The 13,836-nt window shown below is 38.4% G+C and carries 17 protein-coding genes and 1 tRNA gene; 3 read left to right on the forward strand and 15 right to left on the reverse strand.

Features of this window, described 5'->3' with window-relative positions; genetic code table 11:
* The first annotated feature begins 56 nt into the window (after positions 1-56).
* Positions 57-1,292, forward strand: coding sequence for a pyridoxal phosphate-dependent aminotransferase (locus tag AC1PJP_RS05985; protein WP_002118408.1), 1,236 nt, complete (start codon positions 57-59; stop codon positions 1,290-1,292).
* A 54-nt stretch (positions 1,293-1,346) separates the two neighbouring features.
* Here the strand turns inward: AC1PJP_RS05985 and AC1PJP_RS05990 are convergent, their stop codons facing one another.
* Positions 1,347-1,754, reverse strand: coding sequence for a GFA family protein (locus AC1PJP_RS05990; RefSeq protein WP_005307454.1), 408 nt, complete (start codon positions 1,752-1,754; stop codon positions 1,347-1,349).
* Positions 1,755-1,933: 179 nt separating this feature from the next.
* Here AC1PJP_RS05990 and AC1PJP_RS05995 point away from each other — a divergent pair, with 179 nt between their 5' ends.
* Complete coding sequence (locus AC1PJP_RS05995) at positions 1,934-2,371, forward strand: PaaI family thioesterase (RefSeq protein ID WP_479766660.1); 438 nt, start codon at positions 1,934-1,936, stop codon at positions 2,369-2,371.
* Positions 2,372-2,386: 15 nt separating this feature from the next.
* Here the strand turns inward: AC1PJP_RS05995 and AC1PJP_RS06000 are convergent, their stop codons facing one another.
* Complete coding sequence (locus tag AC1PJP_RS06000; RefSeq protein ID WP_479766661.1) at positions 2,387-2,818, reverse strand: hypothetical protein; 432 nt, start codon at positions 2,816-2,818, stop codon at positions 2,387-2,389.
* 41 nt (positions 2,819-2,859) lie between these two features.
* Positions 2,860-3,006, reverse strand: coding sequence for a hypothetical protein (locus AC1PJP_RS06005; RefSeq protein ID WP_081399273.1), 147 nt, complete (start codon positions 3,004-3,006; stop codon positions 2,860-2,862).
* Positions 3,007-3,052: 46 nt separating this feature from the next.
* On the opposite strand from AC1PJP_RS06005, the gene AC1PJP_RS06010 reads away from it, so the two are divergent.
* A tRNA-Asn gene (locus tag AC1PJP_RS06010) sits at positions 3,053-3,128 on the forward strand.
* A gap of 168 nt (positions 3,129-3,296) precedes the next feature.
* Here AC1PJP_RS06010 and AC1PJP_RS06015 read toward each other — a convergent pair.
* The 12 genes from AC1PJP_RS06015 to AC1PJP_RS06070 form a co-directional block, all read right to left on the reverse strand.
* Positions 3,297-4,055 (reverse strand): SDR family oxidoreductase, encoded by a 759-nt coding sequence (locus AC1PJP_RS06015; protein ID WP_479766662.1) that lies wholly within the window; start codon positions 4,053-4,055, stop codon positions 3,297-3,299.
* A 270-nt stretch (positions 4,056-4,325) separates the two neighbouring features.
* Positions 4,326-4,970 carry a MiaE family protein gene (locus tag AC1PJP_RS06020; RefSeq protein WP_479766663.1) on the reverse strand — a complete coding sequence of 215 codons (645 nt, stop codon included), beginning with the start codon at positions 4,968-4,970 and terminating at the stop codon, positions 4,326-4,328.
* A 6-nt stretch (positions 4,971-4,976) separates the two neighbouring features.
* Positions 4,977-5,702: a pyridoxine 5'-phosphate synthase gene (pdxJ, locus tag AC1PJP_RS06025; protein WP_479766664.1), complete on the reverse strand. Its 726-nt coding sequence runs from the start codon at positions 5,700-5,702 to the stop codon at positions 4,977-4,979.
* A 13-nt stretch (positions 5,703-5,715) separates the two neighbouring features.
* On the reverse strand, positions 5,716-6,429 hold the full coding sequence (recO, locus tag AC1PJP_RS06030) for a DNA repair protein RecO (RefSeq protein ID WP_144732074.1): 714 nt from the start codon (positions 6,427-6,429) through the stop codon (positions 5,716-5,718).
* A gap of 9 nt (positions 6,430-6,438) precedes the next feature.
* Positions 6,439-6,642 carry an NF038104 family lipoprotein gene (locus AC1PJP_RS06035; RefSeq protein ID WP_004790744.1) on the reverse strand — a complete coding sequence of 68 codons (204 nt, stop codon included), beginning with the start codon at positions 6,640-6,642 and terminating at the stop codon, positions 6,439-6,441.
* Positions 6,643-6,659: 17 nt separating this feature from the next.
* Positions 6,660-7,682, reverse strand: a complete 1,023-nt coding sequence (gene era, locus AC1PJP_RS06040) for a GTPase Era (protein WP_081399272.1) — start codon at positions 7,680-7,682, stop codon at positions 6,660-6,662.
* 11 nt (positions 7,683-7,693) lie between these two features.
* A complete protein-coding gene (gene rnc / locus AC1PJP_RS06045; RefSeq protein WP_004790741.1) occupies positions 7,694-8,386 on the reverse strand; it encodes a ribonuclease III in 693 nt (230 codons plus the stop codon).
* Complete coding sequence (locus AC1PJP_RS06050) at positions 8,358-8,732, reverse strand: DUF4845 domain-containing protein (RefSeq protein WP_005307477.1); 375 nt, start codon at positions 8,730-8,732, stop codon at positions 8,358-8,360. Before AC1PJP_RS06050 ends, rnc begins: the two co-directional genes overlap by 29 nt.
* A 24-nt stretch (positions 8,733-8,756) precedes the next feature.
* Positions 8,757-9,584, reverse strand: coding sequence for a signal peptidase I (gene lepB, locus AC1PJP_RS06055; protein WP_004790734.1), 828 nt, complete (start codon positions 9,582-9,584; stop codon positions 8,757-8,759).
* 76 nt (positions 9,585-9,660) lie between these two features.
* Entirely contained in the window at positions 9,661-11,478 is a 1,818-nt protein-coding gene (gene lepA / locus AC1PJP_RS06060; RefSeq protein WP_479766665.1) for a translation elongation factor 4, read from the reverse strand.
* A 174-nt stretch (positions 11,479-11,652) separates the two neighbouring features.
* Positions 11,653-12,105, reverse strand: coding sequence for an acyl-CoA thioesterase (locus AC1PJP_RS06065; protein ID WP_004790729.1), 453 nt, complete (start codon positions 12,103-12,105; stop codon positions 11,653-11,655).
* A 124-nt stretch (positions 12,106-12,229) separates the two neighbouring features.
* On the reverse strand, positions 12,230-13,606 hold the full coding sequence (locus AC1PJP_RS06070) for a Do family serine endopeptidase (protein WP_005307484.1): 1,377 nt from the start codon (positions 13,604-13,606) through the stop codon (positions 12,230-12,232).
* Between the last annotated feature and the right edge of the window lie 230 nt (positions 13,607-13,836).

Raw genomic sequence — 13,836 nt, forward strand, 5'->3', positions numbered from 1 at the left:
TTTTGCGATAAGATAGTATGCTTTTTATTTTTTAATCCCATAAGAGGAATATTGCCGTGGACGTACGTCTTTCTGATCGTGTCAATGCTATCAAACCGTCCCCTACACTTGCTGTAACCAACAAAGCTGCTGAACTTAAAGCTGCTGGCAAGAACGTGATTGGTTTAGGGGCTGGCGAACCAGACTTTGATACCCCGCAACACATCAAAGATGCTGCAATTGAAGCGATTAATAATGGTTTCACCAAATATACGGCTGTAGATGGTACTCCTGGATTAAAAAAAGCAATTATTGCTAAATTTAAGCGTGATAATAATCTTGATTATCAAGCGAATCAGATTTTGGTTTCATGTGGTGGTAAGCAAAGCTTCTTTAACTTGGCACTTGCTCTATTAAACAAAGGCGATGAAGTTATCATTCCAGCACCTTTCTGGGTAAGCTATCCAGATATGGTCATTATTGCTGAAGGTACTCCAGTCATTGTGAAATGTGGCGAAGACCAACGCTTCAAAATCACTCCTGAACAATTAGAAGCTGCTATTACACCTAACACTCGCTTAGTTGTATTAAACAGCCCTTCTAACCCGACTGGTATGATTTATAGCAAAGCTGAATTAGAAGCTTTAGCTGAAGTTCTACGTCGCCACCCACAAGTATTTGTTGCATCTGACGATATGTATGAACCAATTCGTTGGGAAGATGAGTTTTACAACATCGCAACTGTTGCTCCAGATTTATACGACCGCACGATTGTTTTAAATGGTGTTTCTAAAGCATATGCAATGACTGGTTGGCGTATTGGCTATGCAGCCGGTCCAGCAAAAATCATTGGTGCAATGAAAAAGATCCAATCACAGTCAACTTCTAACCCAACTTCTATTTCGCAAGTTGCTGCTGAAGCTGCATTGAATGGTCCACAAGACGTTTTACAACCGATGATTGAAGCATTTAAACGCCGTCATGACTTAGTTGTAAACGGCTTAAATGACATCAAAGGTATCTCTTGCTTACCTGCTGATGGTGCTTTCTATGCCTATGCAAACATTCGCCCTCTTATTCGTGCAAAAGGCTTAAAATCTTGCACAGAGTTCTCTGAATGGTTATTAGAAGAAACTGGCGTAGCAGTAGTACCTGGTGATGCATTTGGTTTAGGCGGTTTTATGCGTATTTCATATGCAACAGCTGACGAAGTACTTGTTGATGCGTTAGCACGTATCAAAAAAGCTGCTGACTCAATTGAAGGTGTAGATGCTGCTATCGCTTCAATCGAAGCTGAAAAAGCTGCGAAATAATCTGTAAAAATTAAAAGGGCCTCAAAATTGAGGCCTTTTTTATAATTAAAATTATTATAGGTTAAATAACGCAGCGACCTGAGCCTCAGTCAATTTCTTTGTATCATTTTGAAAAGTATAAAAATCGGGTTTTGAATCAATAAAAATTTCCATATCCAAATTCAAGTCTTCTACGGGCTCATTTAAAGAAAATGCATTGATGTTGCAGTAGCTTTGATCTTTGGTTCTCCAAAAAATTGTTGTTCCACAAGCATTACAAAAACCTCGTTCTCCCCAGTCAGAAGAGTTAAATACACTAAGATGCTTTTGCTGAATAAACTTTAAACTACCTTTGACCACATCAATTGTCATAATGACACCACTGGTTTGTCTACGACACATCGAGCAATGGCAAGCATGTACATCATGATTTTTTAATTCAACTTCAAAAGTTGTTTCACCACATAAACACTGACCGTTCATTATTATTTTCCACACTAAGTTTATATTTTTAGAGTTATAAAATATTCTGCTCAACCAAAATTTACAAGTTTATAAACTATAAAGTGGCCTATATTTCTTGTACTTGACAATATGTATTTTAACGCCTAATTTAACATCAAGTTCTATTTTAGAACTTAAAGAATTAAAGGACTCAAAAAATGAAAAATCCGATGGAAATGACTGGCCTTGAATTTTTACAAGCCATGATAGAAGGCCATATTCCTCCTGCAAGTATTAGCAAAACTATACCTATGCAGCCTACTGAAATCTCAGAAGGATCTGTTACTTTCAAAGCCCAAGCGGATCATAACCATCTAAATCCACTCGGTGGCGTACATGGTGGTTTTGCTGCAACAGTCCTAGATTCGGTGACTGGCTGTGCAGTACATACGATGTTACCCGCGGGTGTAGGCTATGGCACAATCGACCTTAACGTAAAAATGTGCCGTCCGATTCCAAAGAACCATCCTTTAATTGCGACAGGTAAAGTTATTAATTTAAGTAAAAATTTAGGTATTTCCGAAGGAAAGATTATTGATGAGGAAGGTAAACTGTATGCCTACGCAACAGCAACCTGCATGATTATTCGGCTCTAAGGATTAAAGGCAGCCTTAAACCGCTGCCTTTTTTATTGAGTAATCTTGATTATTTGGACGTTCACAAGTTTGCGCAATCACATAAGGTGCCCAAATATTTTTAAGTTGAAGTTCTATAATTTCTTGATGCTCAGTAGACCAAGCTAACACTTTATTTTTACCCAACAACAACTCCCCTTCTAATTGAAAAATATATAGAGATTTAGAGGAGTTTAATAATTTTGAGCTTTTTAAAATTTTAAGTGAATTATGCACATTCCATTTAGAGCTAAACCAAAGTTGCAGTAAATCACCTAAATATAAGTTCTGTTTTTTGAAAGGATAAGCATCAATCCATGCATCTTCTACAGGTGTGTAATAAGATTCTGATTGAGTTAAGACATTAATATAATTTTGTTGATAAAAATCAAAATTAGAAAAAATAGAAGCGATCGTAAGCGTTTTCATACTTATCTCCGATTTAGCCATTTTAGTGCTGGCAAGTTGGTTTAAATCCACACTGTTTGGATTTCTCCAAACGCTTGTTCTTTCTTGAATCTAGCAATTGACTTTTTAAAGTGCAAGTAATTTCTTAACACAGCACCCAACTGGTCAAATAAAAAGCATACAACACAAAAATGAAGTAAACATGACAATTTAGACTTGACCCTTCTCAAAATCTCCTTATAATCGCATGCAGATTCTCCCATAGCTCAGTCGGTAGAGCGACGGACTGTTAATCCGCAGGTCCCTGGTTCGAGCCCAGGTGGGAGAGCCAAATACTAAAAAGCCTGCAGCATTAAAGCGGGTTTTTTTTTGCCATAATTTTATTAATAGTTATAAAAAATCCCCTATCAAGATAGAGGATTTAATTTTCATGCTTAAACCATTTACTTGACTTAATGATCTAATCTAAGTTTGAAAAAGATATTCCTTTCTTAAATCATTACTCCATTTCAACTACTTTTAAAGGATTAAAAGACTGAGTGGTCGGCATCATTTCAATACGATTAATATTAATGTGCGGAGGTTGTGAGGCAACCCAAGCTACCGTATTGGCAATATCTTCCGGCAAGATTGGATTCTTTTTATCATAAAGACTGTTCACTTTTTCTTGGTCACCTTTAAAACGTACCAAAGAAAACTCTGTACCCCCACAAAGCCCTGGCTCAATGTTAGTGACTCGAATGCCAGTACCTGATAGATCAGCTCGAAGGTTTAAACTAAATTGCTCCACGAATGCTTTGGTGGCACCGTAAACATTACCCCCCGGATATGGGTATGTACCTGCAATTGAGCCCATATTGATAATTAAGCCAGACTTTTTCTTTACCATGCTTGGCAAAATTAGTCGGGTAACAGTAATAAGCCCCTTAACATTGGTATCAATCATAGTGTACCAATCATCTAAATCTGATTTATCTGCTGACTCCAACCCTAAGGCCAATCCAGCATTATTTACCAATAAATCAATTTGACTGATTTGAAATTCGGTTGGTAAATCAACTAGTGCCTTATTTATATTTTCTACGGTATCTGTCATGTCAAATACTAAGGGATAGAACTTTTCACCAAGTTCTTGTTTTAGTTCTTCTAGTTTTTCTGCCCGTCTTCCACAGCCAATAACTTTGTAACCTAACTCAATCAGTTTTTTTGAAATACTATAACCAAAGCCCGCAGAGGCGCCTGTAACTAATGCTAACATTCTTATATCCTTAAAATATTTGACTACTTCAGTTGAACCGATTATGAACAAAACTATCTTTATATTTACATAATATTCGTTATTGCTTTAAAAAATAAAAGTTTTTTAAAAAATTTTAAGAGAAATTAAAATTTATAAAAAATATATTTATTAAATAATTATATGCATTAAAAAACTAAAAGCAGAACATGCCTACCACCGAAGAAATAAAGCTCACCTAATAAAAAAGTTTACCTTTTACAGTAAACTTTTTATTTAAAAATTCTAATATTATGCAGGCACACCGCTATGAAAACGGAAGGTATCATCAGGCGTTAAAATCAGATTCTTTTCAACCTCACGAATATGCTCAATGCGCTGCTGAATATCCTCTTTAGGATTTTTCATTTTTGCAGTTTTTGCAACATCAAATGCAAGTGCCAAGTAGTCTTCAAAATGACGAGACTCCGACTTAAGCAAATAGCGATAATAGCGTCCTAACTCATCATCTACACGTGGGGCAAGAGCATGAAAGCGTTCGCATGAGCGCGCCTCAACAAAAGCACCTACCACAAGTACATCAATTAAAGCCTCTGGCTCATAAGTACGAATCTCTTTACGCAACCCACCAGCATAGCGCCCTGCACTTAAGCCATCCCATTTTTGACCACGCTTAGCCATAAGCTCAAGCACTTGTTCATAATGAAGCATTTCTTCCCGTACCAGCTGTGCAAGCTTTACTTGCAAATCAGGGAAAAAGCTATAACGAAACATTAAGTTCATTGCTGTACTAGCTGCTTTTTTTTCACAATTCGCATGATCTTGCATCAAAATATCTAGATTATTGATTGCCTCATCTAACCATGCTTTTGGCGTTTGACAGCCTAAAAAAGCCAAAACAGGTTGCATTAATTCATCGTAATTGATACTCGACATAACCAATTAACCTGCCACCTGAATTGCTGCTTTCATATCTTTAACAGCTTGAACTAGACCCACAAAAACACTATCTGCAATAATTGAGTGCCCAATGTTTAACTCGTGAATTTGCGAGATAGCAGCAATTGGAGCAATATTCTTAAGGTTAAGGCCATGACCAGCATTTACAACTAAACCTTTTGAAGCTGCATATTCAACACCTTTGATGATACGCGCCAGCTCAGCCTGTTGATCTTGCTCTGTTGCCGCATCTGCATATGCACCCGTGTGTAACTCAATCGTAGGTACACCACATGCAACTGCTGCATCAATTTGAGCTAAATCTGCATCAATAAATAATGATACGTCGCAGCCGATAGCAGCTAAAGTCTGAGTTGCAGCTTTAACTTTTTCAAAGTTACCTACTACATCTAAACCACCTTCAGTGGTTACTTCTTGGCGTCTTTCAGGAACAAAACAAACATGCTGTGGCTGAATTTCTTTCGCAAACTCGATCATTTCATCAGTAACAGCCAACTCAAGATTCATACGTGTTTTTAATAATGGACGCATGCGGCGTACGTCATCATCTTGAATATGGCGACGGTCTTCACGCAAATGCAAAGTAATGCCCTCTGCACCAGCTTGTTCACAAATAAGAGCAGCTTCTACAGGATCTGGGTAAGTAGTACCGCGCGCCTGTCTCAAAGTAGCAACATGGTCTATGTTTACACCAAGCAATGCAGCCATAAATAAATCCTAATTACGATTGAGTTTGAGTGTTTTGAATCCACAATTGTCGACTTTTTAGGGGACGATCACCTAAAAGCGATGTAATCATTTGACGGTATAGTTTACCTAATAATTGCAATTGTTCGAGAGAAAAATCCTGCCCTTGCTCATAATCCAACATAGACAAAATCGCTTTCCCAGACAAAGAAGAACGACTCGCCTGCACAACAGGAGCGAAACCTTCTGTCACTTGAAATTGATAAAACTGATGAGCCTGGATAGGCTGTTGTTGGGTATCGACTGAGAAATCAATCGCGTATCCAAGTTCAGGAAGTAAAATATGCTCGAACTGGCGCAAAATCTGCCGAAGAAAAAGGTCAGGATTTTCGTGGGAAGATAATTGTTGTAATTGAAGTAACGTTAACTGATATTGCTCAAACGTTTGTGGCATTGTCTCTTCTAAGGGACAAAGTCTAAGAACAACTTCATTTAAATAAAATCCGGCAAAAAAAGCATCACCAAAAAAGAAAACAGGCTGATTTAAGATTTCAAGCTTTGTAAAGTTTTTCAGCTCACTTTTACCCGTGGCTTGCAAGCGGATAGGCTGATATTGAGGGGGCGGAGTCTGTCTTAAAATACCATCGACTCGCCCATACTCCTGAGTAAAAAGATGCACAATATGACTTTTTTCACGGTACTTCCGGTGATGAATCATATATCCATGGAGGACTTCATTGCGCATCATAAAAAGAAACTATTCCTCAGATTCTTTTTCTTTTTTGTCGTCCTCATCATCACCGTCAGGAATTACCGCCCCTACAACAGCCGCTGTACCTTTAACAACACCTTTTGTAGTTTTATAGGCGATACCTACTGGTACGGTTACAAGCTTATATACACAACCTTGTAACATCAATGTACATCCAATTATAGCAACCAATGATGTAATTGTTTTCATACCAGCATCCTTATCCTTTAGATATCACTATACCCTAAGCTTTTTAAAGCACGCTCATCATCAGACCATCCACCTTTAACTTTAACCCACAAAGTAAGCATGATCTTTTGTTCAAACATTTTTTCCATGTCTTTACGAGCATCCATACCGATTGTTTTAAGCTTGGCACCTTTTTCACCAATCACAATCGCTTTTTGGCCTGCACGATCTACAAAAATCGTTGCATCAATATAAGTACAAGCTGGCTTTAAACGACCAGTTTTTTCATTAACAGTCTCTTCTTCCGTTTTGAAAGATTCAATTTGTACTGTTAAATCATAAGGTAATTCTTCACCTAACTGACGCATGATTTTTTCACGAATAATTTCGCTAGCTAAAAAGCGTTCAGAACGGTCAGTAATCTGATCAAATGAATACAAAGGTGCTTGGTAAGGAAGATACTTCTCAATCGTTTCGCTTAAGTGTTCCAGATTTGCTCCGCGTAATGCAGATACAGGAACGATCTCGGCAAAATTCATAAGCTTAGCGCGCTCTTGAATCAAAGGAAGAATATCTCTTTTATCTTCAAAAGTATCAGCCTTGTTAATCACCAAAATAACTGGCATTTCAGCATTCTTGAGTTTTTCAAGGACTAAGTCGTCATTTTGCGTCCACTTATAAGCATCAATAACAAATAAGACCAAATTGACGTCGCGCAATGCAGAATGAGCTGCACGATTCATCATTTTATTAATAGCGCGCACTTCTTTTTTATGCATACCCGGGGTATCTACATATACCGCCTGCATTTTTTCACGCGAATCAATACCAATAATTTTATGACGTGTTGTTTGAGGTTTACGCGAAGTAATAGAAAGCTTTTGACCTAACAAATGGTTCATGAGGGTAGATTTACCCACATTTGGACGTCCCACAATCGCCACAAATCCGCTCTTAAAATCCGAAGGAATTGTAACGCCTTTGGAACTAAAAAATTGATCAATCAGATTATTAGGATCTTGGTTCTCATTTGAATCTGGATTGATTTGATCAGAATGCATCGACATGCAGGTTATTGCTCCAATAACTTTAAAATTTCCGCCGCTGCTGCCTGCTCGGCAAAACGACGACTTGAACCCTCACCATGAATCTTTGATAAGCCATCTATCAAACATTCAACTTTAAAGTGCTGGTGAGGTGCATCACCCTGAATATCTACAACCTCGTAAACAGGGAGAGGTTTTTTACGTGCTTGTAGATACTCTTGTAAACGTGATTTAGGGTCTTTAAGTTGATCCGTAGGCTCAATATGGTCTAAATACGGTACATACCATTTTAGCACAATATCTGTAAGTAAGTTGAGATCACCACTATCAATATAAATTGCACCAATAATGGCTTCTACCGTGTCAGCCAATATTGACTCACGATGATGACCACCAGATTTCAATTCACCCGTACTTAATATTAAACACCGACTAAGTTGCAAATCGGTTGCAATCTTACCTAACGCTTCCTGACGTACTAAAGTCGCTCGCATACGCGTTAGACGGCCTTCGTTTTCATTTGGATAGGCATGATATAGATAATTGGCAATAATCATGCCCAATAATGAATCGCCTAAAAACTCCAAGCGCTCGTAATTGTATTTATGACTCACCGAACGATGAGTCAAAGCTAACTGTAACAATTCAAGCTGCTTGAATTGATATCCGATTCGACTCAATAAGCGAGGATCACTTAGTTTGAACTGATGTTTTATCAAAACTCTTCTCAAATGTTAAAACTAAATCAATATTTGATAAGAAGGGTTTTCTTACCTCATATTTCTTTTGGACTTTTAGACCAGACTCATTAAACACTTGCGCAATCTCTTTGAAATGAAGATCACGAATATTGTTCATTTCCAGTCGCTGATCCATTTGTGTCATAAACTTCTGCGGGGTGATGTCAGAAGAGCTTTCTTGTAAAAGCTCTTCTATTTGATTATTAATCAATCGATCATCCCAATATGCTGGCCAAACTGCAAGTACAGCTTTTACTGCAACCGCAAATATAACCACCCCAAATAAAATTGCTAAATACGAAGTACCTTGTTGTGCCTTACGCATTTCTTTTTTTCCTAATGGTTGTTTTTAATCTATTTTTCCATTTCGGCCAAAGTTAGGAAGATGTAAGCCCGGTTCTTTATGCATCCAGACGTAGAATGCTCGTCCTGTTAGATTTTCTTCAGGAACGAAGCCCCAGAAACGACTGTCTGCACTTTGATCACGGTTATCCCCCATTGCAAAGTAATGTCCTTTTGGAACAGTCACTTCCCAATATAAACCGTCTTGGTTTGCATATTTACCATTTTCAACATAGTTGATAAACGGTGCTTGACGCGCCACATTTACGCCTTCAAGTTCGCGCATTGTAAAGGTATGCGTACCAATCGTCTCTTTATGATAAATAGACGTTGGTGTATCTAATACATCTTTTTCACGGCTAAACTGTGTTAATACTTTCGGTACTTTTTGTCCGTTAATAATCAATTGTCCATGATCATAAACAAGATGATCGCCTGGCAAACCGATTACACGTTTAATATAACTAATGGTAGGTTGAGGCGGATAACGGAATACAATCACATCACCACGCTTTGGTTCACCCACATCAATAATTTTCTTATTGACGATAGGTAGACGCACACCATAATCAAATTTATTCACCAGAATAAAATCACCAGTTTCTAAAGTAGGGACCATAGAGTCTGATGGGATATTAAATGGTTCGTAAAGGAATGAACGAAGTACAAGTACTACAGCTAAAACTGGCCAAAAGTCATAAGCCCATGTAATAACAAAATTTTCGTTCCCGCGCCCTTTATTTGCACGCTGTTTGAATACAAGTTTATCTAACAACCACACTGCAAATAGAATCAGCGTAACTGGAACAAGAATTAAATTAAAATCAAAATCCACACGACCTCACTCGCAGCCTAGCTGCTTGTCTTAAAGTAGGGAAAAGTAATGTCTTACTTCCCCCGACCTTCATTTCTTATCTTTCTACTTTCAATACAGCCAAGAACGCTTCTTGTGGAATTTCAACGCTTCCCACTTGTTTCATACGTTTCTTACCTTCTTTTTGTTTAGAAAGTAGTTTTTTCTTACGTGAAACGTCACCACCATAACATTTTGCTAATACGTTTTTACGCATTGCTTTTACAGTAGAACGAGCAATAATTTGCGCACCGATTGCTGCCTGAATAGCAACATCGAACATTTGGCGAGGAATCAAGTCTTTCATTTTCTCAACCAATGCAATACCTCGATGGCGTGCATCATTACGGTGACAAATCATAGCCAAGGCATCAACCTTTTCGCTATTAATTAACACATCCACCTTAACTAAAGCTGAACTTTCAAAACGTACAAAGTTATAGTCTAAAGATGCAAAGCCACGAGAGCATGACTTTAATCTGTCAAAGAAATCCATAACGACTTCAGCCATCGGGATTTCAAATGTAATAGAAACTTGGTTACCCAAGAATTTCATATCTTTTTGTACACCACGACGTTCGATACATAGCGTCATTACGTTCCCTAAGTATTCTTGAGGAACAAGGATATGACATTCAGCAATTGGTTCACGCAAATCTTCTACAGTAGATCCGTCCGGCATTTTTGATGGACTGTCGATATAAATCGTTTCGCCCTTCTTGGTTAATGCTTCATAAATTACGGTAGGTGCAGAACTGATGAGATCAAGATCATACTCACGTTCTAAACGCTCTTGTACAATCTCCATATGTAGCATCCCTAAGAACCCACAACGGAAACCAAAACCTAATGCATCAGAGCTTTCTGGTTCAAAGAATAAAGCCGAGTCGTTAATCTGCAATTTTTGTAGCGCTTCACGGAATGGCTCAAAATCACTCGCATCAATCGGGAAAAGACCAGCATAAACCTGTGGTTTAACCTTTTTGAAACCGGGTAAAATCGCAACATCAGGGGTAGATGCAAGCGTAATCGTGTCACCTACTGGCGCACCAAAAATATCTTTAATACCCGCAATAACAAAACCTACTTCACCAGCTTCAAGAATATCTGTTTCAGTATGCTTAGGATTAAATACACCTACAGAAGTGACCGGATGAGTTTGTCCTGTCGATTTAACCAACATTTTGTCGCCCTTGCGGATACGACCTTGTTTAATACGAACAAGAGAAACTACGCCTAAGTAGTTATCAAACCATGAGTCGATAATTAATGCTTGTAATGGTGCTTCACGATCACCTTCTGGCGCCGGAATAACATCGACTAAACGCTCTAAAACACCTTCAACACCTAAACCAGTTTTTGCTGAACAGGTTGGTGCATCTGTCGCTTCAATCCCGATAATTTCTTCAATTTCATGAATTACACGTTCAGGTTCAGCCTGCGGTAAATCAATTTTATTTAAAATAGGAAGAACTTCGAGACCTTGTTCAATCGCGGTATAACAGTTTGCAACTGATTGTGCTTCTACACCTTGTGCAGCATCTACAACCAATAACGCACCTTCACATGCAGCTAATGAACGAGAAACTTCATACGAGAAGTCTACGTGTCCGGGAGTATCAATAAAGTTAAGTTGATATTCCTGACCATTAGGATGAGTATAATATAGCGTAACTGAAGCGGCTTTAATGGTAATCCCACGTTCGCGCTCAAGCTCCATTGAGTCCAAGACTTGAGCTTGCATTTCACGATCTTGTAAACCACCACACATCTGAATAAAACGGTCAGCCAATGTAGACTTACCATGGTCAATGTGAGCAATAATCGAGAAATTTCGTATATTTTTGATATCGACGGATTTTTTAGCTTGCGCCATGGGTTACCTTGAGAAAATATAGAGTGCTATGTAGCTTGTTTTAATACACAGCCAAAGCAGTTAAATAAATTGCGTGAGATTATAACAGATGGATATTTTAAAGTATCCAAAATAATCATGAGCTTTGTACTTATGTTTTAAAAATGACAATCAAAGTGAGCCTATTACTTCAGGTTATTGAGCATACGAAATAGTAAAATCATAAGGGTTTATGCTTGAATCAAGCGGCTTGTATGCATGGGTAAAAGTTGGAGACATTCGTTTTGGACGTCCTGTAGCAATTTCAATGCATGCCCATTTAGTATTTCCGACAAATAATACGGCCTGATCTGATGGACGGAAAAATACATATTGGCGGAACGAATAAAGAGCATTGATATCATCTAACCATGTACGTAATACAATTTGTTCGCCTTCAAATGCAGCTTTACGATATTGCACATGATGCTCAACCGCGACCATTGCATGTTTTAGCTCGAGATATTTAGTTACCCCGACTCCTAAGGTCTCAACATGAGCAGCAGCTACATCTTGCATCCACTGTACATACATCACATTATTCACATGTCCTAAAGCATCAATATGATGTGGCTGCACTTGAATATGTAAATCAAAAATACTACTCACAAATGTTTACTCTTATTTATTAACTTTTAAACTGAAATAATTTTAGGTAGATATCACTATACGCTCAAGATAAATAACAAAAAACCACCCATGTCTAGGGTGGTTCATTGTTTCTTTTTTAAGTTTACTGAATACGTAAACCAAGCATTGCACGTTGTCCCTGACGAATAATTGCAACACGCGCTACCGTATTCTTTTGCAAGTTAGAAACAACTTTTGCAAAATCCTGACTATTTAAAATCTGGTTATTGTTGACTTGAACAATCACATCACCCGGAATGATATTTGACAATGATGCTAAGCCACCACGGCGAACATCTTGTACATAGATACCACCTTTTACACTTAAAGCACTTTTTTCTGGCTCAGCTAAATCACGAATGCTCATTCCTAAAACTGGGCCTTTAGATACAGTACTTTGTGCACCTGTGGCAGGTGTTTCATCTGGGGCAGTCGTTAAAGTTGCTGAAATATTACGTGTTTTGTCGTCACGTAATACTTCAAACTGAACAGTTTGATTCGGCTGTACTTTGTTTAATGCGTAGAGTAATTCACTCGTGCGCGATACCGGATTACCGTTATATTTCAAAATCACATCACCAGCTCGCAAGCCTGCTTTTTGTGCAGGCGAGTTTGGAGAAATTTGAGTAATTAAAGCACCTTCAGGTTTTGGTAACTTGTAAGCATCGGCAAGGTTGCGGTCAATGTCTTGCATCATCACACCAAGATAAGAGCGTGTTACCTTACCTTTAGTTTTAAGCTGTTCGGCAACATCCATTGCTACGTCAATCGGGATAGAGAAAGACAAGCCCATATAGCCGCCAGTACCACTAAATATTCGAGAGTTTACCCCGACTACTTCACCATTTTGGTTAAATAATGGACCACCCGAATTACCTGGGTTTAGCGCAACGTCAGTTTGAATAAATGGTACCGAAGTTTCACCACTCATATTTCGTGATTTAGCACTCACAATACCTGCCGACGCAGAATAGTCAAAACCAAAAGGCGAACCAATTGCTAAAACGGGCTCTCCCACTCGTAAACGGTCAACATTTCCTACGCGTAAAGCTGGATAGCTATTTCCAGTCACCTTTAACAATGCAACGTCTGTACGCTCATCACTCCCAACCACAGTTGCATCAATTTCACGGCGGTCATTTAAAGTAATACTAATGCGTGAGGCATTTTCAATCACATGGTGGTTGGTGAGTAGGTAACCATCTTTACTAATAAAGAATGCACTACCGTATGCAGTTTTTTCTTGTGGACCCTGTTGCTGTGGAATGATGACCTGATTTCCAAAGAAACGTTTCAAAATTTCAGGGACTTGCTGCTGCAATAGTTCATCCTGAGTCATTTTTTTTACGACGTTTACACTCACCACTGCTGGACTAACTTGTTCAACGAGGTTTGAAAAATCAACAGCAGCATTTGCCTGAACAGCAGCAACTGTAAATACCGCTGCATACATTCCTTGTTGTAAATAGCGAGTTTTCATTCGGTGCTCACCCACAATTGGTCTACGAGAATAAGAATAAAACTGTTGTATCACAACGCTTTGGGGTTGTGCGTAACAATATGTTTATTTGTAAGGCATCCTTACAATCATTATTTTACGCATTGCAACTTTTTAAGCCAATTGCAATTTTTCTCTGAGTTAGAGCGCTTAAGCTCTTGCCTTTTTAGATAAAAAGGGGTGTCATTAGCGGACGTTTTAGATTGTTGCGA

The sequence above is a fragment of the Acinetobacter sp. V116_7 genome (genome assembly GCF_056735735.1).